The sequence below is a fragment of the Desulfosporosinus youngiae DSM 17734 genome (assembly GCF_000244895.1).
In the GTDB taxonomy this organism is placed as follows: Bacteria; Bacillota; Desulfitobacteriia; order Desulfitobacteriales; family Desulfitobacteriaceae; genus Desulfosporosinus; species Desulfosporosinus youngiae.
This window is the reverse complement of the sequence record NZ_CM001441.1, coordinates 457,368-480,424: the sequence shown is the minus strand read 5'-3', so window position 1 is coordinate 480,424 and position 23,057 is coordinate 457,368. Positions and strand designations below refer to the sequence as shown.

The window sequence follows — 23,057 nt, the reverse complement described above, 5'->3', positions numbered from 1 at the left end:
TCCGATTAAAATGAGTTTATCTTATTTGTCTCAAAGGTACCTCTATCACTGTTCCGTTACTCCTTCGGCGCGGAAAGCACATTGAATCGTTCCTTAACTTCGTTCACCAGGGCCTCAATCTGATGGGGCAGAGGGATACGCGGGACTCCCACAAGATGAATGTTTCCACGCTGTATCGGAATAAGTATTTTTTCTGCTTTACTGGCGGAAACAGCCGTTGCTATTGCTGAAGTTATTTCCCCCAGCAATCCATAGACCATCATAACAGAAATCGCTCCAACAATAATATCTACCCGATTTACATTATGACAAATCGCCGACTCCCCCGAGGCACCTTCTGTCGCCCCGGCACGCATCATTGCTCCGGTAGCGAGCGCATTGGTTCCCAGTGCCAGGATATCTAATTCAGGTATTTGTTTGCGTAACTGCTCTACAATATGTTTGCCAATGCCGCCGCCCTGTCCATCTATAACTGCTATCCGCATCAATACCTCCTCATTCCTTTGTAAATTAACCTGCCTGGACAACTATGTCCGCGAAACTCTATAAACCCTCCCAGTTCATTTAAACTTGTTTCTCCATCTTTACACCCGCTCCCTCAATCTCATTAAAAAAAAGAGACCACGAAGCTGGCTTCGTATTGAAGCCAGACCTCCATGGTCTAATCTTTACATTATTTCTTAATTTGCTACTTCTACATGAACTTTATAATTCCTTCTTTTTCTGCTTCGTTTAAATACAGTTTGCATTTTTAATATTCTTTGGCTTAAATCTATGGGAAGGTCTGACAGATGGGTGTACAATTCTTACCCTTTCTTAAAATCATTGCAGGGATTATATAGTTTATGTAGAATATACACCATAATCTATTATTTCATAATGTAAAAAGGACCATGGAGGTCTTGACGTGACATTTAAGTCGGGTCAGGTTTTTCATGATCTTTTTCATTTTAAGAGGAGGATTCGTATAATGTGTGAGTCTAATGTTTACCTCAAAGATGGTGAAAATGAAGTAATGATCATGGAATCCGTTGATACTATCGTGCCCTGTGAAAACGGCCTGAATCTTATGGATATAATGGGCAGGCAACTGTTCGTCCCAGCCAAAATTAAAGGTATGACTTTGCTCAATCATCGTATTATTCTTGAGAAACTGACTTAGAATCTCCATGAGAGGATGAAAAGGGGGTCGCTCTGGTCGGGCAGCTTCGCCACATCCGTGCAAGATTAGTTAATTCGTGCGAAGACAGTGTCTTCGCACCGCAGCATTCCGAGGCTCGCCCACTCGCCGGTGCGGGAGCTACCTTCAGCGGATAAGTCTTCTTTAGAGATAGCCGCTTCGGCGAAACTGTCCACCGGACACTTTCGTGCCAAACCTCCGGGTAATACCTGATGTGAACCCGTGGCTCCGTTTCCCCGCACCGGCTTGTGGGCTTTTACCGCCTCTCCATGCAATGGGTTCGCTTCTGTGGCCGAAGCTGCCCTGCTTGCGGGTCTGGGGATTCTTCTGCATGTCTTTTAGGGTCTTTAATCTTTCAGAGAAGCCGCCCATGCCGTTGCCGCGGCACCAGCAGAGGATGAAAAAGGAGGCACCCTTACATCATTGATCCTGTAGTCAGCAACGCGAACACTAAAAAACCTTCTCCAATGATTAACTCATCGGAGAAGGTTTTGGGCTGTTATTGCTGGTGATTATCGGAGCATCCAGAGCATCCGCTGCATCCGGTGCACTTTACGCCCCTTTTTTTATCCTTGACGATTTTATATACAGCAAGGGCAACCAGCCCGGCTACTACACCAATAACTATAAAATCGACTGTACTCATGCTTTCACCGACTGCATTCCGGCAGATATTTGTCTGCCTTTACTGCCCTTTCTCATCAGATAACCGATATAAGTTACTATTAGAGCTACGGCAATTAATCCCCCTATAAATCCTGAACCTAATGAACCGGTCGTTATTAGCGTACCTATCTGATAGACAAAGAACGCCAATGTATAACCCATACCTAACTGAAAACTTACAGCTCCGAAAAGCCATTTGCGTGATTCCATTTCAGAGTTCATGGCACCTATTGCCGCAAAGCATGGTGGTGTAAAAAGGTTGAATACCAGATACGAAAGTCCGGCTACTGCAGTAATACCAAAGATCGTACTTACTTCTGCACCGCCGCCGACAAGTGATAATTCTTCGACATCGATAAAGTTCGTGATACTAAAGCAAACAGCTAGGGTTCCGACGACATTTTCCTTGGCAATAAATCCTGTTACGGCTGCTGCTGCGAACTGCCACAGACCAAAACCAAGTGGGATAAATAATACCGCTAAGGGTGAAGCAATGCTGGCTAAGATACTTGTCTCCGGCGCATTCTCCGCAACAACTTGGAATTGCCAGTTGAAGGTTTGTAAGATTTGTACTGCGGCGTTACAAAGGAGAATAATTGTACCAGCTTTAATAATGAATGCTTTTGCTCTCATTAACATGGAGATGGCTGCTCTCTTGATACTCGGAATTCTGTATTCAGGAAGTTCCATGATGAAATAGGATCTGGAAAAGTCTCCTGTGATTTGCCTGATAATCAAGGCGCTTATAATGATTACAATAATTCCCAGAAAATACATTGATGTTCCGACCCAGGCATTGTCACCGAAGAAAACACCCGCGAAAAGGGCAATGATGGGAAGCTTTGCACCGCAAGGCATAAATGGGGTTAGCATCGCTGTGGTACGTCTTTGTCGTTCATTTTTAATAGTTCTTGTTGACATAATCCCGGGGATCCCACAACCGGTACCAACAATCATCGGTATAATCGATTTGCCGGATAAGCCGACTTTCTTAAAGAATCTGTCCATAACAACAGCAACACGAGCCATATATCCGCAGTCTTCCAATAGTGCCAGGCAGAAAAACAGTACCATGATCAGTGGCAGGAATCCAATGACTGCACCCACACCGCCGATGATGCCATCAAGAAGCAAGGTACCAATAACCGGATTCACGTCTTCGCCTAACAGTGAGGCTACATTTTCATAAAACAAGTCTATCCATCCGACGAAGGTATCTGCCAGCCACGGTCCAACCCAGGACTGGGAGATTGAAAACACCAGCCAGATTATTAGCGCGAAAATCGGAATCCCCAGCCATTTGTGAGCTATTACCCTATCAACCTTGTCCTGCAGGGTTTGCTTTTCCGAGCTTATTTTTCTTCTCTCAACTTCCGTAACAACATTATTTACAAAGGCATATCGTTTCTTATCCGCTTTTTCAAATTCTTCCTTGGTTGAGGCTTTCTTGGCACCGCTAATATTCGGAGGGATTTGCTTTTTGTTTGACTTACCAAGGGTTATTACAGCATCTATCAGCTGAAGCAGGCCGTTACCTGATGATTTTGTCGCTGCAGTCAGAACAACAGGGCACTTAAGTGCATCACTCAACGCCGGAACATCAATAATGTTTCCCTTTTTGTCCGTCAAATCACTCTTATTGAGGGCGACAACAACAGGTATACCCAGTTCTAATAATTGTGTAGTAAAGAACAAGCTTCTGCTTAAATTGGTCGAGTCGACAATATTGATGATAACATCAGGATTTTCGTTTTGCACGAAGTCTCTGGTTATGGACTCTTCACTGGTGTACGGCGACATGGAGTACGCGCCGGGTAAGTCTACTACAACCAGATCTTCGTTCCTTGGGTTAAGGTTCTGTCTAACACTACCTTCCTTTTTCTCCACGGTAACCCCGGCCCAGTTTCCTACATGTTCGGTTTTACCTGTGATAGCATTAAACAATGTTGTTTTCCCACTATTGGGGTTTCCCGCTAATGCAATTTTCATATGCTCCTCCTTTAAAAAAGTTAGCTTGGCCTAACTTTTTGATTAACGTTTCTCTCTATAAGTAGTGCCAGTGAACTTTGTCAACTAACACTAACATCAAGTCTCCAGCAACACCTATCGCTGGAGCCATGATTTTTAAGTAGTCTTATGAACTCCCACTCCCGGTTGCAGAAGTGGGAGCCTCACGCTTAAGTTTATACCATAATTGCGTTTGCTAAATCCTCGTCTATACTGTACCTTGCATCTTTGATGTTAACAATATAGTTAGAGGCCAATTTTGAAATAATCGTTATCTTTTCCCCAGGATAACATCCAAGCGTAAACAAGAATTCACGAATATCATCATAATCAGTCTTAACACTATTCACAGTATAGGTGGTATTTAACCGTGCTTTTGATAATGCCATCATATTGACCTCCTTATGTTATATTTAGAGCAATTCTGATGTTCACCAAACTGGAATTAACTTAATGTCTTAATCAGCAAATTGTCCGATTTTAATAATCGTTATCAGTTATTCTTTTTAAACGACCCCCGGTTTAGATCTACGATCTCTTTGTCAAACTCTTTCCACCCTATAGTTTATTATCCTTGTTAAGCAAGTCCTTTTTGATTAAAGATATCCTCAATCCTATAACACATCGTCAATACCACTCTTTTGATGATCTGCTTTAATTCTAACCTTATTGATAATGAATGTCAATACGATTTAACAGTTTCGTACATAGTTTTTGGAATCATTTTTTGGAGTCAATGGCTTCCTGAGTCTTAACAATAAATTCTGCCATTCTTTTCATGGTAACCGGACTTACCACATGTTCCATCAAACATGCATCTTTATCCGCTGTCTGATAATCAACTCCCAGCACTTCTACTAAGAACTTTCTAAGTACCCGGTGACGATTTTTCACGTCTACAGCACATAGCTTACCGGCCCGGGTCAGTAGGATGGGCCCATAGCTCTCCTGAGTAACCAGCCCTAAACCCTTTAATTTATTAAGTGTGATAGTAACCGTCGATTTAGCAATATTCAACTTTTCAGCAACATCGGTTACCCTGATTTCATTTTCGGTTTCATCTAACTCCAAGATCACTTCAAGATAATCTTCTAAGGCAGGCGTTAATATTATTGTATCTTTCGTCACCGGTTTCACCTTTCTATAAAAACAGACTATAGTTTACCATTCTAACTTATATGTAAAATATACTCAGATGAGCTATATGTCAATACTCAGCTTTTCATCCGAAACCATGACAAACAAAAAACCATGAAGTTGACCCTCCGAATCAACCTCATGGTTTTTAAGAACCGCACGAAAAATTTAAGCTGGAATCACCTTATTAACATCTCTGTTTCTTTTTAAAAAAGTACTTTTCTCGTCTTCTTCTAAGTTGTCTGACCCAATTGCCATTATCTTCATACATATCGCCTCCAAGGGTTCTGATCATACGTGAACCATTCACCGTCATAGCCTCGGGAACCCCGAAGAACGAATTTGTGATCTGAGTGAGAATCGTAACTACACGATTTTTTCTGACGATCAGTACGACTTGATTACCCTCTTGTGCCGGATCCGGTGCTAAGTAATACTTGGTGGCTCGTTTCTTTTTGTTTAATATACAAGCTATTTCATTAGCTTCTTCGAAAGAGACCTCGTGGGCAGTCAGCAACCACTGATCCATAAAACAACTTACCTTAAGCGGGTCTAACCCCAGTCTGGAAACAACACTTTCTAAGCTATGAGCAGTGGCAGTAATCATGACGATCCCTCCTACACTAATTTATTCAAGCTGCATTTAAAAACAACTCCCCTGACACCTCAAAGTGACATTATGTCCGGGCGGTCACTATGGAGCGGCGGATAGCTGCTCCCAATCCCGGCAGGCTGGTCATTGCCCGAAACCCCAAAGCCTCGCAAAGATAACATCGAATTTCTGTTAAAGCATAGAGTTAATCTTCTGAAATTCTGCTTATTCTTCGCTGCTTTTCTAAGTTCCGTGCTTCTGCAACTCTGCACAACATAATTAGAAGCAATCTCAAAATCCGAGATAATACTGGATATATCCTCCACCTCTAGTTCAGGGCAAAGTGTTGTTCTGAATTCATAAGCAAGTCCGCTATGTTTAATGATTTCCACACTTTCTATAATTGACGATAACTTAAGCCCTTTTGTCCTTGTAATTCTTTCATAGTTGCTAAGGGGAGCCTTTAAGTCCAGAGCGATAAAATCCAGCAGATTATCCGCCAGCAGCCTTCTCAAACTATCCGGATTCGTTCCGTTCGTATCAAGCTTGACAAGCAAATCCATTGCTTTCAAGCCTTCGATAAAACCATAAAGATCCTTTTGCAGCGTCGGCTCCCCGCCACTTACAACCACTGCATCAATCATTCCTATTCGTTTAGAAAGCCATTGGAATAGTTCTTCGGTCGGAATGCCCTTGGCAGTGTAATCCGTATCAAGCAGACTAAGGTTGTGACAATAACCACATCTTAAATTACAGCCCTGAGTAAACACCACAGATGCTATCTTCCCTGGATAGTCAACGAATGACGTCTTCACAAATCCTGCAATATTCATCACACCGCCTCCGAAATCACAAATTGTTTCCTCTGCGTGTACTCCTCCTGCTTGCCAAGATTATAGTTCTTAACCGGTCTAAGATATCCTGTCACCCTGGACCAGACTTCAGTTTCGGCGCTACATTCGGGGCAGCTGAAATGTTCCCCGCTGATGTATCCGTGAGATTCGCAAATACTGAAGGTCGGAGTAATTGAGATGTAGGGGATTTTAAATTGGGTGAATGTCTTTTGAATGAGCCGCTTACAAACATTAATGTCCTCAACTGCCTCTCCCAGATAAAGGTGTTGAACTGTTCCCCCGGTGTATAGAGACTGCAGTTCATCCTGGAGTTCCAAAACTTCGAAAATATCTTCCGTATAACCCACCGGGAGTTGGGTAGAGTTGGAATAATACGGAACCTTATCACCCGCTGTAATGATTGAGTCGTATTTTTTGGTATCCAGCATAGCCAGACGGTAGGAGGTTCCCTCTGCCGGTGTCGCCTCTAAATTGTAGACGTTTCCCGTCTCCTGTTGAAAATTAAGCAGCAGCTCTCTTAAATAATTCATGACACTCAGCGAAAACTCCCGGCCTTCTTCAGTTTCAATTCCTTTTCCCATGAAATTCAGTAATGCCTCATTCATTCCGACGATCCCGATCGTACTGAAATGATTATGCCAATACCTCCCGGTCCGCTCCTTGGCATGCCTCAGATAATGGCATGAATAAGGATACAAGCCCTTATCTGACTGCTGCTCAATAATTTTTCGTTTGATTTCCAAGGCTGTGCGCCCGATTTCTGCCATGTGCTTGAGACGTTCCTTGAATTCCTGTTTTGTTTTAGACAGATAGCCTAATCTGGGGAGGTTTATGGTAAATACACCAATCGATCCGGTCAGAGGATTGCTCCCAAACAAGCCCCCGCCTCTTTTCCTAAGCTCGCCGGTATCCAGCCTTAAGCGGCAGCACATGGATACGGCATCTTCGGGCGACAAATCCGAGTTGACATAATTCGCGAAATACGGAATGCCATACTTGCACGTAATTTTCATAAAGGCATCTGTTACAGGACTTCCCCACTCAAAGTCTTCGGTGACATTAAGGGTTGGGATTGGGAAGGTAAACACTCTTCCCTTAGAATCTCCTTCCAGCATCACTTCACAGAACGCCAAGTTAAACATATCCAGCTCTTCCTGAAAATCTCCATATTTATCCTCTGTATAGTTCCCGCCGATAATAACATTTTCATCTTTCAAGGTTGAAGGCACCCGGATGTCAAAGGTAAGGTTGGAAAAGGGGCACTGAAACCCGACTCGCGTGGGAACATTGATGTTAAACACAAATTCCTGCAAACACTGTTTGACTTGGGTAAAGGTCAGCCTGTCCTTCCGTATAAATGGCGCACAGAAGGTGTCAAAGCTTGACCAAGCCTGGGCCCCGGCGGTTTCCCCTTGGGTTGTAAAGGTAGAATTGACGATTTGTCCAAGAAAGGATCGCAAATGCCTGGCCGGCCCGCTTTCCACCTTGCCCGGCACTCCTCCGAATCCATCCAGCAGGAGCTGTCTCAAATCCCAGCCTGCACAATAAGGTCCGAAAAAACCCAGGTCATGGATGTGACAATCCCCGCTTTCATGCGCCTCCCGGACTTCCTGAGGATAGATTTCGTAAAGCCAATACTTTTTCGTGAAAATTTCCCGTATATAATTGTTTAAACCATTAATACTCTTTTGCGCATTGGCATTCTCACTTATTTGCCAGTCCCTGTCTCCTAAGTAGTCGGAAAACATGCCGATGGTCGCTCCAATCAGAGCATCCATCTCACGGGAGTTTTTCCTTTTCTGACGATAAAGGATGAAGGCTTTCGCCGTTTTGGCATGTCCGTTTTCGATAAGCACCTTTTCAACAAGGTCTTGGATTGACTCTACATCCGGTTGCTTGTCCCCATAACTTCTTTGTAAAGCCTCGACAACCTGTCTGCCTATTTCCTCAGCACGCTCATAATCCGATCCTCCGCAAGCCGTGGCAGCTTTAAAAATGGCATGCACTATCTTCTCAGAATTAAACCGTTCAAGCCTTCCGTCTCTTTTAATAATTTCCGTGATCATCCGTTACGGCCTCCCTTTTTGCCAATTAAAAAACCCCTTGACGATGAGCGCCAAGAGGTCGTGTATATCCCTGAATACAACTTAGTAATGAACCCCCCTATCGCTCGTAGAGTTATTGGTTCCCCGAATAAAGGCAGGTCTTCTGACTTTGGTTCACTAATGCTTCACGCCTTCCCGGTATGGACCAGTGGCCTGATATGAAACATCTCCCCATTACAGTGGCGGGACCGTGCAGGACTTTTACCTGCTTCCCTTTTAAGCTGTACCGTAGTACTCGCACCTTTATCCCATTATTTAGTTAGTTTAATGTTATCGTATCTTATCTTAGCCAAGTATGTCAACCATAAAGTTTTGCGCGTGTCTTACCTCAATCTTAATTTCATGATAAAGGTCAGCGCGAAAAATCCTGATGTAACCAATACGATCGTTGCCCCGGTGGCTGTTCCCCAAAAGTAGGATAAGATTAAGCCTGACAGCCCGGAAATAAGGGCTATTAAGACTGAGTAAACATGATATTGCCTCATATTTTTAGCGATATTCCGCGAAGCGGCGGCAGGTATGATCAGCAGCGAACTAATAATCAATATTCCTACCCATTGTATGGAAATTGTTACGATGACCGCCATCATTAACGTAAATAGATATTCATACAGTTTAACCTTGATCCCTCTGCTGCGAGCCAAAGACGGGTTCATACTGGACAGCAAAAGCTTATTGAACATTACGACCCATAATAAGATAACCAGTATGAATACTATGCCAAGTGTCAGTAAATCCGTCGAACTAATACTTAACAAATCCCCGATCAGATACCCTGAGTATTTATTAAAACCGCCATTATGGGAAAGTATGACCAGGCCCAGGGCCACAGCGGTTGAAGAAAAGACGCCAATGATCGTATCCGTCGAAGCCGTGTTGGCCTCTTTAACCACTAAAATGGCAATAGTAATCAAGACAGAGAAGAAAAGTATGGACCAGACGGGATTTTTAATACCTAAGATAACCCCGATGGCGATTCCGGTCAAAGCTGAGTGACCTAATGAATCAGAAAAGAAAGCCATCTTGTTATTGACAATCATGGTTCCCAGCAAGCCGAAAATCGGAGTTACCAACAAAACGCCCAATAAGGCATTCTTCATAAAGCCATGCTGTAACCAGCCAAAAGGAAGCAATATATCGACCAAGCTATACCATAAGTGCATTATCCACCCTATCCTTTTCATCCCGCCGGAAACGATTAGACCAATCTAAACCGAATGTTTGAATTACTTTGGTATTGGTAAAGACCTCCTGCGGAGTCCCGCAGCATTCGATTGTCTTATTATTGACAAAGGCTATCCGGTCTGCATACTCCGCAACTAAACTGAGATCATGGGAAACTAAGATAATCGACAAATCATAGTTCTTTCGCAAGGTCGAAACTGTTTCATAGAACAATTCCAATCCTTTCTGATCAATGCCCGATACGGGTTCATCCAGCAGCAAAAGATGGGGAATTGGATCCAGGGCAAGTGCTAATAATACTCTCTGTAACTCACCGCCCGATAATTCCCCCAGCCGTTTATTGATCAGATGCTCCCCTTGAGTGCGCGCCAGGCTTTCCCGGACACGTTCGCGCATCTTTTGAGGGTAGGAAAACCAGATTGGCATATTGGTATGTGCCGCAGCGAATAAATCCAGGACACTCGTAGGGGAACTGGAATCCAAATCGAGCTTTTGGGGAACATATCCTATGGACGGTCTTGTTGTCCCATTATTTTGGGCATCAAGAAATTGGAGTTCACCTGTATGGGAGATTTCCCCTAAAATAGCCTTAAGAAGCGTGCTTTTCCCCGCTCCGTTAGGTCCGATAATAGCCGTCAAATCTCCACAATGAATGTGGAGATTGACATTTTTTAATATATCTATGCCGCTGCGTTTTACCCCGAAATTATTGATTTTTGTACAACATAAACCGCATTCGCAGGTTTTGCATTCAGAATTGGCGCATTTATGATGTTTTCTCATCTTAAAGCCTCTTGCAGGGTTAGGAGATTACTTTCCATAAGATTAAGATAGGCGTCTGCCTCCATTGGCCCCGTTACGATTGGATCAAGAGTATATACTTTCGCCCCCGTCTCGCCGGCAATCGTCTCAGCAGCTTTAACAGGATATTGTGGTTCTGCAAAAAGAGCTGTAATTTTCAAGTCCTTAATCTTCTCGATAGTTTCTCCCAATTCTTTAGCATTGGGGGCAGAGCCCGGTTCACGTTCAATAACTCCTGCAATGTTCAAGTTGAATTCTTTAGCGAAATAGGGGAAGGCCTCATGGAAAGTAACGATATTACGCTGTTGAACGCCATCTAGCGTCTGATGCATTTTTGTTCTTAAGGCCGCGAGTTTTTCAATATAGGTTTGGGTATTTTCCTGATATTTGAGGGCATTATCCGGATCAAGGACCGCGAGTTGATCTCCGATGGTCTGTACTTGAGTAATGGCATCCGTTATACTCAACCAAACATGAGGGTTATCTCCTTCATCCCCGTCTCCTTTGATTAACTCTATTCCTTTGCTGGACTCAAGGATTTTCAGATCCGGCATTTGACTCGTAATTTTATCCATAAAGGATTCCATTCCCGCGCCATTAATAACCAGGATTTGAGCACCCTCTAAATTCTTCATATCGTCAGGTGTAGGGGCATAGTCATGCAGGCATCCGGTGGTTGGCTTTGTCAAGTTCACAACATTAACGTTAGGGATATCCTTGGCAATATTTAAGGTGAAAATATACATCGGGTAGAAGGAAGTGGCTATATTGACGGTCCGTCCGGTCTGGGAATCTGCGGCCTGACTAACAGTGGTCTTAGACTCGTTGTTTGCTCCGCAGCCGGTTAATATCAGCAAACTAAATAACATCAAGCAAAGAACCTTTAATGACTTTGAACGCATAGAACTATCCCCTTTTCTAATTGCAACTGCCTTGCATTTGCATCTTATGTAAATTATACTCGTTTATTACTAATTGTAAACCATTAATTTACTTCTTAATCCCTCAAAAAAGGCTTGCTTTAGATACCTTTTTTGAGAGAAAGCACAACAAATAAGCACCCTGAAATATTGCTAAAATATTAAAAAGGATTAAAATGAACATAATCAGGATATTAAAGAATTAAGGAATGATCTTGTTGGAAAAAACTATAAACTATAAAGAACTGCTTAAAAGAGAAGGTATAAAGAATACTAAGCACAGGACCGCTATTCTCGAAATCCTCGAAGAGTCCGACTCACCAAAAACAGCGGAACAAATATTTATGTCCTTAAAAGATAAAACTTCTTCAATAGATATGTCTACTGTCTATCGGACTCTTGATACCTTTGCCTCAAAGAACTTAGTCATTAAATCCAATCGAGTCGATGATGGCAAAGCTCTATATGAATTCAACCACCACGAGCATAAGCACCATCTTTTATGCGTAGGCTGCCACAAGTTAATATTGATTGAAGACTGTCCTATTGGCGAGCTGCAGCAAATGCTTAAACGAAAAATAGATTTTGATATTACAGGACATAAGCTTGAGATCTATGGTTATTGCCATGATTGCAAAAACTTTAAAATGGCATCTGCTCATGATGGTGAAGATGTCTAATGTTTTTTTCAACTATGCAGGAAAACTTTTTCGGGTGTCGAATAACTAACTATCCTATCTATAGATTTAGGGTTAGCAGTGATTTTTCCAAAATAATAGTGCATAAAAAGGCCATGGAGGTCTACCCCGAAAAAATAAGGGTATCTCTATGGCCTTTTTCAGTACAATAAAGAAGGAGCAAACTATATGTGTGAAGCAAATGCCTATCTAAGAGAGGGAGAAACCGAAGAAATGTTCATGGAGTCAGTTGATATCATTGAACCTTATGAAAACGGCCTGAAGCTCATTGATATTTTTGGAATGCAGAAATTTATTCAAGCTAAGATCAAAGACATGACTCTTCTCAATCACCGTATTGTCTTGGAAAAAATCCATAAGTAACTGTACGAAGGGGGCTATTATATGTCTATTACGTTTCAATCAATCGGAACAATCCACACACCCTATTTTGACTTAAATACCCCTCATCAACCGATACCTAATGCGCCTGGTGACTTTTGGATTACATTGGATTCTGAGTATGCAGGTGCTCTGGAAACCTTAAACACCTTCAACTATATTTATGTCCTTTATCATTTGAGTGAAGTGACCCAGCCAATAGAACTTCTTACAAGATCTCCCTGGGCTCCTGAAAAGGAAATCGGGCTCTTTGCCAGCCGTTCTTCTAAAAGGCCCAACCCCATTGGCCTTAGTATTGTTCAGATTAAAGAAATCCGCGGCAATGAACTTGTCATTTCAGGAATTGATGCCTATAATGGGACTCCCTTACTTGACATAAAGCCCTATATGCATTTCCTCGACAGCAAAGAGGACGCTAATAATGGCTGGTTAGACGCTCTTCCTGAAAGTAAACATATAGTGGCCCATGCCCTTGGGCTTCCCCACGACCACGACCATGGCCACAACCATCACCACCATACTTCTCATGATGATAATCAGACCAGCCATGATCATGATCATGCCCATAGACATACCAGGCACTTGCATAGTCATAACGATTAGATTAGATTCCTTCATGACCGCTCGATGCACATTAACAAATTGCTTAAGCTGAACATCAGGACTTCGGTGACGGAGGTCTAAAGCGGGGTCCGCTCTCACTCGAAGGAGTGAGTATCAGACAAATGGATCATGTAATTACAATAAACCCTCTACTAATAAAGAGATAGAGACTGATGCGATATTATTTACGCAGCAGTCTCTATCTCTTTATTATAAACCTTTGGCAATTAGTTAGTGTTGGTTGGGAGTAGAACCTGGCGTTGGTTGTGGCTGCGGCTGTGAATACTGTGGATTGTTTCGTGTATGGTCATTATATCCTGGTTGTACCTCCCTGGCACCTGCGGGTTGAGGATCTTTGCCATACTGTGCAGGCCCGCCATACTTTTCGTTGGGGTTTTCCTCATAGGTGAACCCATTTCCCTGGTTCCAAGGCCCCCTGCTATCTCCCTGACCTGTGGACATATTCATGTATTTCTTAGAGAAGTCCGAATCACGGAAGTCTTTATTGACTCCGCTGCCCTGGAGAGTATTAATGGCTTGCATAAAGGAGAAGTTATGTGATTCTTCACGACTGAGGAGGAAACGAATCATGTCTTTGACCCCGGCATCATCCGTTTGTTGGAGAAGCCGCTCATAAATCAGCTTAGCCCGAAGTTCTGCTCCGGCATTGGAGGAAAGATCCGTATATAAGTCTCCGGTTGAATTTACGTAGTTGGCAGTCCAAGGCTCTCCACCAGAATTAATTAAAAGTGGTCCGCCCCCGAGCAGAGCCATATGATTGGCAGCGAAGTCTTTAGGAATGCTATCGACCGGACCAATCAGCATACCGAGACACTCTCCCACCATTTCTAAATGGCTTAACTCTTCGGCTGCAATGTCTTGCAATAAATCTCTAATCCTCGGATCATTACATCCTAAACTTTGAGAGAAATATTGCATGGCTGCTTTAAGTTCACCATTACCGCCGCCAAATTGTTCCAGTAAGAGAACAGCAAATCGGGGATCCGGCTGATCAACATGAACAGTATATTCCATATCTTTAATATGTTTAAACACTCTAAAACCTCCTATTATTTATATAGTAGTAAAATGAGTTTAAAACACACTTTCAAACGCTATTATCTGATTAATAATTACTTTTTATCCACCATAATAAGTTTTTTTAATTAAGAAAATTTTGTTATCGTAACAATTTCATTAAATACTATCAATTATACTTGACGATTTTACCCCTAATTGATATACTACCAATGATTTCGAGTGAGTTTTCTAATTGAGTAAGAATTTAAATAACTCAAGTTCGGTTGGTGTAAACTTTGTAAAAGCAAAGGGCGCTAAAGTCATGGGTCTAAGGCTATTGGAAGCTGTCAACGCACTTCGAATTTGCTATGATCGCCAGGCTACAAGCAAAGAACTTCTCAGGGGAGAGCAGTCTTTTTAGGTTACTCTCTTTTTGTTTTGGGAAGGATATTAAAATTAAATTGTCGGAGGTGTATTAATACAAATCTGGTTTTCTATCGGCATCTTTCTAATTAACTTAGTTATTTCTTCATATTAGGGAGAAATTTTCCCGCGCATTGATTACAGTTTACGGCACATCACTATTACTTATCTTAGAAGTTCTTGATCAAGAAACTGCCATTCATCAAATTAGAACACTCTTGGACATCTTGATCAGGCTGATGGTCACCGTGGATCTAAAACTGACCTGCGGACTTATTCTTACATTGCGTAGTAGCTGCTCTTGCGGAGCAGGATTGTTGTCTTTACTGGTGGTTACTCATTAGGAACCATCAATCGACACTTTTAGTTTTAATCCAAACAAGTTTTTCCGGCTACGCTCGCCTGGAGCGTACGCAGGTTTAAGTAACAGTACTTGAATACAACAATGGCAACGCGGCAGAATGCTACAGTAAGCGACTGACCTGTGACTATTCACAATGTTGTTAAGCAACAATAAAATTTCTCATTCTGGAGGGGTGTTTATGAAACAGACGGGTACCGGACAAGTGAAACAGATAGGCATCGGACAGGCATTCAGAGCAAATTTTTTGGGCCAGGCTCCCAACTGGTACAAAACAACCATTCTTGCTTTTCTGGTGTTGAACCCTATTTTGATGTTGACTCTCGGTAAGTACGTTACCGGGTGGGTTCTGATTGTCGAATTTATTTTTACCCTGGCCATGGCGCTGAAATGTTATCCGCTCCCTGCAGGCGGACTTTTGGCGATCGAAGCCGTTGTGATCGGGCTTACTAACCCGCATTCGATCTATCACGAAGTTGAACTGAACCTGCCGGTTATTCTGCTTCTGATGTTCATGGTTGCCGGGATTTATTTTATGAAAGAAGGTCTTGTGTACCTGTTTACCAAGATCCTTACCAAAGTACGCTCTAAAGTCGCCCTTGCCTTCCTGTTCTCTATACTGGGGGCGGTTCTCTCCGCTTTTCTGGATGCGCTGACCGTAACGGCAGTGATTATTGCCGTGGCCTATGGATTCTATAACATTTTCCACAAATTTGCTTCCAGCGAAAAAGTATACGAAACCTATGACATCAATCACGACCATATTGTTGATGACATATATCAGGAAGATCTCAATCAGTTTCGTGGCTTTCTGCGCAATCTTATGATGCATGGTGCCGTGGGTACCGCCCTGGGCGGAGCAACAACACTGGTTGGTGAGCCTCAGAACCTGCTGATCGGCTCTATTATGAAATGGGACTTCGTTGATTTCTTTTTAAACAGCGCACCTGTGTCTATCCCGGTGCTGATCGCCGGTCTTCTGACCGCCATCACCCTTGAAGTCACCAAGTTTTGGGGGTACGGCTATCAGCTTCCTGATTCTGTTCGAAAGGTCATGGAAGACGACACCAAAGCCAAAGATGCCGCGCTGGATACTCGCGGACGTATACGCCTGATTATTATGGCTGTATGCGGCGTTCTGCTGATCTTTTCCCTGGCGTTGCACCTGGCGGAAGTCGGTATTATTGGTCTGATGATTATCATCCTGCTTACCTCTTTCAACGGGGTTATTGAAGAAGGGCGCATCGGTCATGCCTTTGAAGAAGCAATGCCGTTTACCGCACTGCTTATCGTATTTTTCTCCATCGTTGCGGTTATTCATGACCAGCATCTGTTCACTCCGATTGTTCATTGGGTATTACAGCTGGAAGGACAGGATCAGCTTGTGGCTTTTTTTGCGGCAAACGGTGTCCTTTCCGCAATCAGTGACAACGTATTTGTGGCTACCGTATATATGACCGAAACCCAGAAAGCCTTTGAAGCCGGAGGCATTGCGCTGGAGCATTACAACAAGATGGCAGTTGCAATCAACATGGGTACAAACATCCCTTCCGTTGCTACACCAAACGGTCAGGCAGCATTCCTGTTCCTGCTGACCTCCGCGCTTGCTCCGCTGATTCGCCTGTCTTACCTGGAAATGGTGAAACTGGCTCTGCCTTATACCATCGTTATGTCTCTTACAGGTGTGCTGGCTACAATGTACCTGTTGTAAGCCTGAATAGTATTGTACAACTAAATACTCTTAAAATCGGTTGGGGTAAACTTCGCGAAAGCGAAGGACGCTAAAATCATGGGTCTAAGGCTGCTAATTCATATTGGAATTAGGCTAGGATCGCCAGATTACAAGCAGGAACTTCTCAGGGAGAGTAGTCATCTTAAGACTGCTCTCCCTTTATTTTGGGAATGTTAAACTATCATATGGAGGTGTATTAAATGCTTATTGTCTTAGCCGTTATCTTTTCATTCAGCTATTTTCTTTTATCATCACAGAGAAAATCCCTAGGTCAATCATTGCAGTCTTGGTAACGTCACGACCGTTTTATTAATTGTTCCTATAATCATCCCCATTGCCGGTCAACTGGCAACCCGGCAGAATGCTACAGTAAGCGACTGACCTGTGACTATTCGCAATGTTGTTAAGCAACAATAAAATTTCTAATTTGGAGGAGTGTCATATGAAACAGACGGGTACCGGACAAGTGAAACAGATGGGCATCGGACAGGCATTCAGAGCAAATTTCCTGGGCCACGCTCCCAACTGGTACAAAACAACCATTCTTGCCTTCCTGGTGTTGAACCCTATTTTGATGTTGACTCTCGGTAAGTACGTTACCGGGTGGGTTCTGATTGTCGAATTTATTTTTACCCTGGCCATGGCGCTGAAATGTTATCCGCTCCCTGCAGGCGGACTTTTGGCGATCGAAGCCGTTGTGATCGGGCTTACTAACCCGCATTCGATCTATCACGAAGTTGAACTGAACCTGCCGGTTATTCTGCTTCTGATGTTCATGGTTGCCGGGATTTATTTTATGAAAGAAGGTCTTGTGTACCTGTTTACCAAGATCCTTACCAAAGTACGCTCTAAAGTCGCCCTTGCCTTCCTGTTCTCTATACTGGGGGCGGTTCTCTCCGCTTTTCTGGATGCGCTGACCGTAACGGCAGTGATTATTGCCGTGGCCTATGGATTCTATAACATTTTCCACAAATTTGCTTCCAGCGAAAAAGTATACGAAACCTATGACATCAATCACGACCATATTGTTGATGACATATATCAGGAGGATTTAAATCAGTTTCGTGGCTTTCTGCGCAATCTTATGATGCATGGTGCCGTGGGTACCGCCCTGGGCGGAGCAACAACACTGGTTGGTGAGCCTCAGAACCTGCTGATCGGCTCTATTATGAAATGGGACTTCGTTGATTTCTTTTTAAACAGCGCACCTGTGTCTATCCCGGTACTGATCGCCGGTCTTCTGACCGCCATCACCCTTGAAGTCACCAAGTTTTGGGGATACGGCTATCAGCTTCCTGATTCTGTTCGAAAAGTCATGGAAGACGACACCAAAGCCAAAGATGCTGCGCTGGATACTCGCGGGCGTGTACGCCTGATTATTATGGCTGTATGCGGCGTTCTGCTGATCTTCTCCCTGGCGTTGCACCTGGCGGAAGTCGGTATTATTGGTCTGATGATTATCATCCTGCTTACCTCTTTCAACGGGGTTATTGAAGAAGGGCGCATCGGTCATGCCTTTGAAGAGGCACTGCCGTTTACTGCACTGCTTATCGTATTTTTCGCCATCGTCGCGGTTATTCATGACCAGCACCTGTTCACGCCGATCATTCAATGGGTACTGCGCCTGGAAGGCCAGAATCAGCTTGTGGCTTTCTTTGCGGCAAACGGTGTCCTTTCTGCAATCAGTGACAATGTATTTGTGGCTACCGTATATATGTCCGAAACCCAGAAAGCCTTTGAAGCCGGAGGCATTGCGCTGGAGCATTACAACAAGATGGCAGTTGCAATCAACATGGGGACAAACGCTCCTTCCGTTGCTACACCAAACGGTCAGGCGGCGTTCCTGTTCCTGCTGACCTCCGCGCTTGCTCCGCTGATTCGCCTGTCTTACCTGGAAATGGTGAAACTGGCTCTGCCTTATACCATTGTTATGTCTCTTACAGGTGTGCTGGCTACAATGTACTTGTTGTAATCTTTCTCATCCCAACACCGAAAATACCCTCTCCGCATTTAGGGCAGCACCCTTGGTCCAGGCGGTTAACCAGGACAGGTTCACGTTCAATCACCGCTGCACCGCACTGAGGACAAAAGGTTGTACTTCCACCCCTGACATTCCCTAAATACACGTAGGGCAAATACTCTTTGGCTATATCCCAAGCCCGTTCCAACGTCTTTCGCTCCGTAGGCGGAACGGCAAGCCGATAAGCCGGATGATAGGCACTCAAATGCCAGGCCAGCGGAACATTAAGCTGCCGTAACCAGCGCGCCAGCTCCGTAATCTCTTGGGGATCATCATTAACCCCTTGAATAACAAGGGTCGTCACTTCCAGATGAACCCGCCCTGCCAAACGCTCCACACTATCTAAAACCCAAGCCAGTTTGCTTCCGCAGTAGTGTTGATAAAATTCCTCCGAGAAGGCTTTAATATCAATATTGACCGCATCCAGCCACGGAATCAGCTCCTCAAGAAAGTGGGGTGAAATCGTTCCGTTACTCACTAAAACCACCTGCCCCCCTTGAGCTCGCACAAGAGGAGCAGTATCTCGGATCATCTCAAACCACACACTCGGCTCTGAATAGGTAAAACACAGCCCAATGGATTCCTGCTCACGCCCGGCAAGCTTTCCAAGCTCGGCGGGCGTGACTTTTCTTCCGACTTGATGTTGCTGGGATATCTCATAATTTTGACAAAAAGAACAGCTAAGATTGCAGCCAAAGCCTCCCACGGAGAATATCCAAGAGCCGGGATAGAAATGATACAAAGGCTTCTTCTCGATTGGGTCTATATTCCAAGCCGCCGCTTCACCATAGGTTCGGGATACAACCTCTCCCTCACGGTTTTCCCGGGCCTGACACCGACCTGCCTGCCCATGCCGCAATTGACAATGTTGGGGACAAAGTAAACAACTGGCCATATAGGACTTTTCAGACAAAAGAACCGTCCCCCATCTATTCATAGTGTCTCTTAACCTCAAAACGCCAAAGTTCTGTTTCGCCCTCGAAGATACCTGCCTTTTGTTTTGCGATGCTGATTTGTTCCGCTACGGTATCCACCCCTTCCAGATGAGGGAGTAAAAGTCCGCTTCTTCCCCTTTGCCGAACCACAACCCCATACCGCCAAGGATCCAGCTCTTCAGGTCCGGAAATCTTCTCGAGTTCCCCAAGGACATCCACCGTGAAGCTTATAGAATCTAATTCCTCGGCACGAACCGGGCGAAAACGTGGATCCTGTGTTCCTGCCGCAATCGCATTATGCCGGATTTCCAAGGCTAAATTATCCTGCCAGGGTTCGGTTGTTCCTATACACCCGCGTAAATTCCCATCTTGTTTTAGGGTGACAAAACATCCCCTCCGCACGGCGAATTCAGAGGCAGACATGGCAGGCAGATCCAGCAAACCCCGCTCTCCCTTTTCTAAATAGGTTGTCAGGCATCGCCGCGCCCACTGGGGCAAGGGTGAGGAATGGTATAAATCCGCTACCAGGTAGCCTACGCCAAATGGCCCTTCATAGGAAAGCACTTCAGGTGCTCCCTCTTTAGCCGCCAGCGCCAGGCGAAGACTTCGGTACCCGCATTCCCCTGCTTTTTCGACAAGGTCAGCCGGCAAATCCGAGATTCTTTTTGTATCCCTCTGCAGGGTTTTCACCACAAATTGATCAAATTCCGGTCCTGCAGAATCGAAGCCATACGGTCCGTCCTCCTTCAGGCGATGGGAGAGATCTCCGCTGGCCACAAGGGCATAGCGTCCAGGTAAATCTTCAAGAATCTGTCCTAAACTCTCTCCATAATCCTCAGGACGCTCCAGGGGCATCCCTAATAGAACAACCTTGCCTTTCCACCCTGCTTTTTGCAAAAAATAGAGGGGTACAAAGGCACCATGATCGATAGAGCCCTGTATCGTAACAATCCCCGAGAGATTTTGAAATTGTGCGATAACCACAGGATCACTTTCAAAGGACAAATTAACCTGAGGCGCTCTAAACTGAGCAAAGTTTCCTTGAAGAGTGTTATCCACTGCAAGAGTCATGCCCTTCTTGATGAGAGGCGCATGAGGCGAAACCAAGATGACCGTTTCAACCTGTGCTTGAGCTATTCTCCGTGCAACTTCCCCATAAGCATCTGCACTCGCTTGACATTTCCGCTCCTCTCCCCTGCCTACCTCCGGAATTAGCAGGGGCGGATGGGGAACAAATATGGAATAAACCAAACCCATGATATACACTTCCTTTTGGCCTGATTAAGTCTTATATGATAATTGATTATTGCTTAATATGCTAAAATAGCACCTCTTAACTTATCCCAATATAATTATAAACCAAACGGGTCCGATATAAAGATAGTGACCTCATAAAAACCCCCCGGGTCTTTGACACTTGCCTTTAATATAGAAAATTCTACAAGCCTTGAAAACAGGGCTTTTTTCATTGAAAAAATGTCAAATTCCCCCCAATAGGTAGTGAGTAATTTATCGTAATGTGTTATAATATAAGGGATTGGAGGAGATCGTACTATGCGACTTAGTATATCCAAGTCTAAAAATGCTACTTCATTTTATGTCATACAATCTGTTTTCGAGAATGGCAGGCGTTCCACAAAAGTTGTTGAAAAGTTAGGAACGCTTGCTGAATTACAACAAAAATTAAATGGGCGTGACCCTATTGAATGGGCTAAATCATACATAGAAGAACTTAACCAAAAAGAGAAAGAGCAATCACGTGAAGTCATCCTTAAATATTCGCCATCCAAAGTCATTTCCAAAGATCAACAACGTTTCTTTAACGGCGGTTATCTTTTTCTTCAGCAAATCTATCACGATCTTAACCTTCATAAGGTTTCCGCTGATATATCGAAAAAATATAAGTTCTCTTTTGACCTGAATGCTATACTGTCTCGGCTCCTTTACGGACGGATCCTTTTTCCTTCCTCCAAACTCGCTACCTACAAGCATTCTTCAAAGTTCATTGAACAAACTGACTTTGAATTGCAGCATGTGTACAGAGCACTAGAAGTTATTTCCAAAGAAATGGACTTCATCCAGTCTTCTCTTTATACTAACAGCCTCAAAATTTCAAAGAGAAACACGGGTATTCTTTATTATGACTGCACCAATTATTTCTTTGAAATCGAACAAGAAGACGGCCTTAAACAGTATGGCGCTTCAAAAGAGCATCGACCGAACCCTATCATCCAAATGGGGCTGTTCATGGATGGAGACGGCATTCCTCTTGCTTTTAACCTCAACAGTGGCAACACGAATGAACAGATTACACTTAAACCCTTAGAGCAAAAAATACTTTCCGATTTTAAACTTTCCAAGTTTGTTGTCTGTACAGATGCCGGTCTGGCTTCTGAAAAGAACAGAAAGTTTAACAACGAAGGTGAACGCGCATTTATCACGACCCAATCGATTAAAAAACTAAAAAAGCATTTAAAAGAATGGTCTCTTGACTCAAAAGGCTGGCATCTTGCAGATCATGATAAAACTTATGATATCACCAAGCTTGACGAGGAAACTTATAAAGACAAATGCTTCTTCAAAGAACGCTGGATTAAAGAAAACGGCCTGGAACAAAAACTTATTGTCACTTACTCCATCAAGTACAAAAATTATCAACGCCAAATTCGTCATTCACAAATCGAACGTGCTCAGAAATTACTCGATTCGAATCCGACGAAACTTTCAAAAAGCCATCAGAACGACTATAAACGTTTTATTAAGAAAACCAGCTGTACGTCTGATGGCGAAATAGCTGAAAATGAACTCTATGCCTTAAATAACGAAACCATCGTTGCCGAACAAGCCTATGACGGATTTTATGCCGTTTGTACGAACCTCGAAGGTAGTGCTCAGGAAATCATCCGGATTAACCAGCGGCGCTGGGAGATTGAAGAATGTTTCCGGATCATGAAAAGTGAGTTTAAAGCGCGACCGGTATATTTAAGTCGCGAGGATAGAATTAAAGCACATTTTACTACCTGCTTTATGTCCCTTATCATTTATCGATTATTGGAAAAGAAACTAGGGAATAAGTTTACATGCAGTGAAGTCATCAACGGATTGAGAGAAATGAATTTCTATGAGATCAAGGGTGAGGGATATATACCGACCTACACAAGAACTGATTTTACAGATGCGCTGCATGAGACTTTTGGTTTTCGAACAGATTACGAGATTATTAAGAGAACACAAATGAAAAAAATTTTTAACATGACTAAGAAATAAAAGATTACTCACTTTTTTAGAATGCCAAAAAGCTTGAACACCTTGCAAATACAGGACTTTCAAGCTTTTTATATTTTTCAACTGTCAAAAAGGAGATTATAAACCAAACGGGTCCGATATAAAGATAGTGACCTCATAAAAACCCCCGCAAAATCCTCTCAAATCTTTGA

At 43.5% G+C, this 23,057-nt stretch carries 22 protein-coding genes and 3 riboswitches; of the genes, 7 read left to right on the top strand and 15 right to left on the bottom strand.

What is annotated here, in order from left to right:
- Positions 1-56 precede the first annotated feature (56 nt).
- A complete protein-coding gene (locus DESYODRAFT_RS02330) occupies positions 57-485 on the bottom strand; it encodes a DUF3842 family protein (protein ID WP_007778911.1) in 429 nt (142 codons plus the stop codon).
- Positions 486-970: 485 nt separating this feature from the next.
- Here DESYODRAFT_RS02330 and DESYODRAFT_RS02325 point away from each other — a divergent pair, with 485 nt between their 5' ends.
- Complete coding sequence (locus DESYODRAFT_RS02325) at positions 971-1,162, top strand: CooT family nickel-binding protein (RefSeq protein ID WP_007778909.1); 192 nt, start codon at positions 971-973, stop codon at positions 1,160-1,162.
- A 65-nt stretch (positions 1,163-1,227) separates the two neighbouring features.
- Here DESYODRAFT_RS02325 and DESYODRAFT_RS02320 read toward each other — a convergent pair whose 3' ends face one another.
- From DESYODRAFT_RS02320 to DESYODRAFT_RS02275, 11 genes are all read right to left on the bottom strand, one after another.
- A complete protein-coding gene (locus tag DESYODRAFT_RS02320; protein WP_042338125.1) occupies positions 1,228-1,455 on the bottom strand; it encodes a hypothetical protein in 228 nt (75 codons plus the stop codon).
- Between the two features lie 224 nt (positions 1,456-1,679).
- Positions 1,680-1,826, bottom strand: coding sequence for a FeoB-associated Cys-rich membrane protein (locus DESYODRAFT_RS26875; protein ID WP_007778907.1), 147 nt, complete (start codon positions 1,824-1,826; stop codon positions 1,680-1,682).
- Positions 1,823-3,835: a ferrous iron transport protein B gene (gene feoB / locus DESYODRAFT_RS02315; RefSeq protein WP_007778904.1), complete on the bottom strand. Its 2,013-nt coding sequence runs from the start codon at positions 3,833-3,835 to the stop codon at positions 1,823-1,825. The genes DESYODRAFT_RS26875 and feoB overlap by 4 nt, the downstream gene beginning before the upstream one ends.
- A 194-nt stretch (positions 3,836-4,029) precedes the next feature.
- A complete protein-coding gene (locus DESYODRAFT_RS02310) occupies positions 4,030-4,245 on the bottom strand; it encodes a FeoA family protein (RefSeq protein WP_007778902.1) in 216 nt (71 codons plus the stop codon).
- Positions 4,246-4,573: 328 nt separating this feature from the next.
- Positions 4,574-4,981, bottom strand: coding sequence for a metal-dependent transcriptional regulator (locus tag DESYODRAFT_RS02305; protein WP_007778901.1), 408 nt, complete (start codon positions 4,979-4,981; stop codon positions 4,574-4,576).
- A gap of 196 nt (positions 4,982-5,177) precedes the next feature.
- Positions 5,178-5,597: a hypothetical protein gene (locus DESYODRAFT_RS02300; protein WP_007778899.1), complete on the bottom strand. Its 420-nt coding sequence runs from the start codon at positions 5,595-5,597 to the stop codon at positions 5,178-5,180.
- Between the two features lie 59 nt (positions 5,598-5,656).
- Positions 5,657-6,415: an anaerobic ribonucleoside-triphosphate reductase activating protein gene (locus DESYODRAFT_RS02295; protein ID WP_007778897.1), complete on the bottom strand. Its 759-nt coding sequence runs from the start codon at positions 6,413-6,415 to the stop codon at positions 5,657-5,659.
- A complete protein-coding gene (locus tag DESYODRAFT_RS02290; RefSeq protein ID WP_007778894.1) occupies positions 6,415-8,502 on the bottom strand; it encodes a ribonucleoside triphosphate reductase in 2,088 nt (695 codons plus the stop codon). Before DESYODRAFT_RS02290 ends, DESYODRAFT_RS02295 begins: the two co-directional genes overlap by 1 nt.
- 115 nt (positions 8,503-8,617) lie before the next feature.
- Positions 8,618-8,801, bottom strand: a riboswitch (cobalamin riboswitch).
- A gap of 63 nt (positions 8,802-8,864) precedes the next feature.
- Entirely contained in the window at positions 8,865-9,704 is an 840-nt protein-coding gene (locus tag DESYODRAFT_RS02285; protein ID WP_007778891.1) for a metal ABC transporter permease, read from the bottom strand.
- Complete coding sequence (locus tag DESYODRAFT_RS02280; protein WP_007778889.1) at positions 9,688-10,509, bottom strand: metal ABC transporter ATP-binding protein; 822 nt, start codon at positions 10,507-10,509, stop codon at positions 9,688-9,690. The genes DESYODRAFT_RS02285 and DESYODRAFT_RS02280 overlap by 17 nt, the downstream gene beginning before the upstream one ends.
- Positions 10,506-11,429 (bottom strand): metal ABC transporter substrate-binding protein, encoded by a 924-nt coding sequence (locus tag DESYODRAFT_RS02275; protein WP_007778886.1) that lies wholly within the window; start codon positions 11,427-11,429, stop codon positions 10,506-10,508. Before DESYODRAFT_RS02275 ends, DESYODRAFT_RS02280 begins: the two co-directional genes overlap by 4 nt.
- Before the next feature lie 227 nt (positions 11,430-11,656).
- On the opposite strand from DESYODRAFT_RS02275, the gene DESYODRAFT_RS02270 reads away from it, so the two are divergent.
- From DESYODRAFT_RS02270 to tsaA, 3 genes are all read left to right on the top strand, one after another.
- The gene (locus DESYODRAFT_RS02270; RefSeq protein ID WP_052315235.1) at positions 11,657-12,127 is read left to right on the top strand and encodes a Fur family transcriptional regulator; all 471 of its coding nucleotides are present in this window, start codon (positions 11,657-11,659) and stop codon (positions 12,125-12,127) included.
- 186 nt (positions 12,128-12,313) lie between these two features.
- Positions 12,314-12,508, top strand: a complete 195-nt coding sequence (locus tag DESYODRAFT_RS02265) for a CooT family nickel-binding protein (RefSeq protein ID WP_007778882.1) — start codon at positions 12,314-12,316, stop codon at positions 12,506-12,508.
- 21 nt (positions 12,509-12,529) lie between these two features.
- Positions 12,530-13,129, top strand: a complete 600-nt coding sequence (tsaA, locus tag DESYODRAFT_RS02260; RefSeq protein ID WP_007778880.1) for a tRNA (N6-threonylcarbamoyladenosine(37)-N6)-methyltransferase TrmO — start codon at positions 12,530-12,532, stop codon at positions 13,127-13,129.
- A gap of 231 nt (positions 13,130-13,360) precedes the next feature.
- On the opposite strand, the gene DESYODRAFT_RS02255 is transcribed toward tsaA, so the two are convergent.
- Positions 13,361-14,185 (bottom strand): manganese catalase family protein, encoded by an 825-nt coding sequence (locus DESYODRAFT_RS02255; protein ID WP_007778878.1) that lies wholly within the window; start codon positions 14,183-14,185, stop codon positions 13,361-13,363.
- 242 nt (positions 14,186-14,427) lie between these two features.
- Positions 14,428-14,537: riboswitch (cyclic di-GMP riboswitch) on the top strand.
- A 577-nt stretch (positions 14,538-15,114) separates the two neighbouring features.
- On the opposite strand from DESYODRAFT_RS02255, the gene nhaB (DESYODRAFT_RS02250) reads away from it, so the two are divergent.
- The gene (gene nhaB / locus DESYODRAFT_RS02250; RefSeq protein ID WP_007778876.1) at positions 15,115-16,644 is read left to right on the top strand and encodes a sodium/proton antiporter NhaB; all 1,530 of its coding nucleotides are present in this window, start codon (positions 15,115-15,117) and stop codon (positions 16,642-16,644) included.
- Between the two features lie 34 nt (positions 16,645-16,678).
- A riboswitch (cyclic di-GMP riboswitch) is annotated at positions 16,679-16,780 on the top strand.
- 327 nt (positions 16,781-17,107) lie between these two features.
- On the top strand, positions 17,108-18,637 hold the full coding sequence (gene nhaB, locus DESYODRAFT_RS02245) for a sodium/proton antiporter NhaB (protein WP_007778874.1): 1,530 nt from the start codon (positions 17,108-17,110) through the stop codon (positions 18,635-18,637).
- Here nhaB (DESYODRAFT_RS02245) and amrS read toward each other — a convergent pair.
- Positions 18,618-19,622 (bottom strand): AmmeMemoRadiSam system radical SAM enzyme, encoded by a 1,005-nt coding sequence (gene amrS / locus DESYODRAFT_RS02240; RefSeq protein WP_042338118.1) that lies wholly within the window; start codon positions 19,620-19,622, stop codon positions 18,618-18,620. The genes nhaB (DESYODRAFT_RS02245) and amrS overlap by 20 nt on opposite strands.
- The gene (amrA, locus tag DESYODRAFT_RS02235) at positions 19,615-20,877 is read right to left on the bottom strand and encodes an AmmeMemoRadiSam system protein A (protein WP_007778869.1); all 1,263 of its coding nucleotides are present in this window, start codon (positions 20,875-20,877) and stop codon (positions 19,615-19,617) included. Before amrA ends, amrS begins: the two co-directional genes overlap by 8 nt.
- Positions 20,878-21,174: 297 nt before the next feature.
- Between amrA and DESYODRAFT_RS02230 the strand changes: the two genes are divergently transcribed.
- The gene (locus DESYODRAFT_RS02230) at positions 21,175-22,887 is read left to right on the top strand and encodes an IS1634 family transposase (protein ID WP_007778865.1); all 1,713 of its coding nucleotides are present in this window, start codon (positions 21,175-21,177) and stop codon (positions 22,885-22,887) included.
- The last annotated feature ends 170 nt before the right edge of the window (positions 22,888-23,057 follow it).

Bases quoted from the DNA above. Each gene is read 5' to 3' on its own strand.
- amrS (WP_042338118.1), bottom strand. From the start codon at position 19,622: ATGAATAGATGGGGGACGGTTCTTTTGTCTGAAAAGTCCTATATGGCC.
- DESYODRAFT_RS02275 (WP_007778886.1), bottom strand. From the start codon at position 11,429: ATGCGTTCAAAGTCATTAAAGGTTCTTTGCTTGATGTTATTTAGTTTG.
- amrA (WP_007778869.1), bottom strand. From the start codon at position 20,877: ATGGGTTTGGTTTATTCCATATTTGTTCCCCATCCGCCCCTGCTAATT.
- nhaB (WP_007778874.1), top strand. From the start codon at position 17,108: ATGAAACAGACGGGTACCGGACAAGTGAAACAGATGGGCATCGGACAG.
- DESYODRAFT_RS02330 (WP_007778911.1), bottom strand. From the start codon at position 485: ATGCGGATAGCAGTTATAGATGGACAGGGCGGCGGCATTGGCAAACAT.
- DESYODRAFT_RS02265 (WP_007778882.1), top strand. From the start codon at position 12,314: ATGTGTGAAGCAAATGCCTATCTAAGAGAGGGAGAAACCGAAGAAATG.
- DESYODRAFT_RS02295 (WP_007778897.1), bottom strand. From the start codon at position 6,415: ATGAATATTGCAGGATTTGTGAAGACGTCATTCGTTGACTATCCAGGG.
- DESYODRAFT_RS02230 (WP_007778865.1), top strand. From the start codon at position 21,175: ATGCGACTTAGTATATCCAAGTCTAAAAATGCTACTTCATTTTATGTC.
- DESYODRAFT_RS02300 (WP_007778899.1), bottom strand. From the start codon at position 5,597: ATGATTACTGCCACTGCTCATAGCTTAGAAAGTGTTGTTTCCAGACTG.
- DESYODRAFT_RS26875 (WP_007778907.1), bottom strand. From the start codon at position 1,826: ATGAGTACAGTCGATTTTATAGTTATTGGTGTAGTAGCCGGGCTGGTT.
- DESYODRAFT_RS02270 (WP_052315235.1), top strand. From the start codon at position 11,657: ATGATCTTGTTGGAAAAAACTATAAACTATAAAGAACTGCTTAAAAGA.
- nhaB (WP_007778876.1), top strand. From the start codon at position 15,115: ATGAAACAGACGGGTACCGGACAAGTGAAACAGATAGGCATCGGACAG.
- DESYODRAFT_RS02310 (WP_007778902.1), bottom strand. From the start codon at position 4,245: ATGATGGCATTATCAAAAGCACGGTTAAATACCACCTATACTGTGAAT.
- tsaA (WP_007778880.1), top strand. From the start codon at position 12,530: ATGTCTATTACGTTTCAATCAATCGGAACAATCCACACACCCTATTTT.
- DESYODRAFT_RS02290 (WP_007778894.1), bottom strand. From the start codon at position 8,502: ATGATCACGGAAATTATTAAAAGAGACGGAAGGCTTGAACGGTTTAAT.
- DESYODRAFT_RS02325 (WP_007778909.1), top strand. From the start codon at position 971: ATGTGTGAGTCTAATGTTTACCTCAAAGATGGTGAAAATGAAGTAATG.
- DESYODRAFT_RS02280 (WP_007778889.1), bottom strand. From the start codon at position 10,509: ATGAGAAAACATCATAAATGCGCCAATTCTGAATGCAAAACCTGCGAA.
- DESYODRAFT_RS02285 (WP_007778891.1), bottom strand. From the start codon at position 9,704: ATGCACTTATGGTATAGCTTGGTCGATATATTGCTTCCTTTTGGCTGG.
- feoB (WP_007778904.1), bottom strand. From the start codon at position 3,835: ATGAAAATTGCATTAGCGGGAAACCCCAATAGTGGGAAAACAACATTG.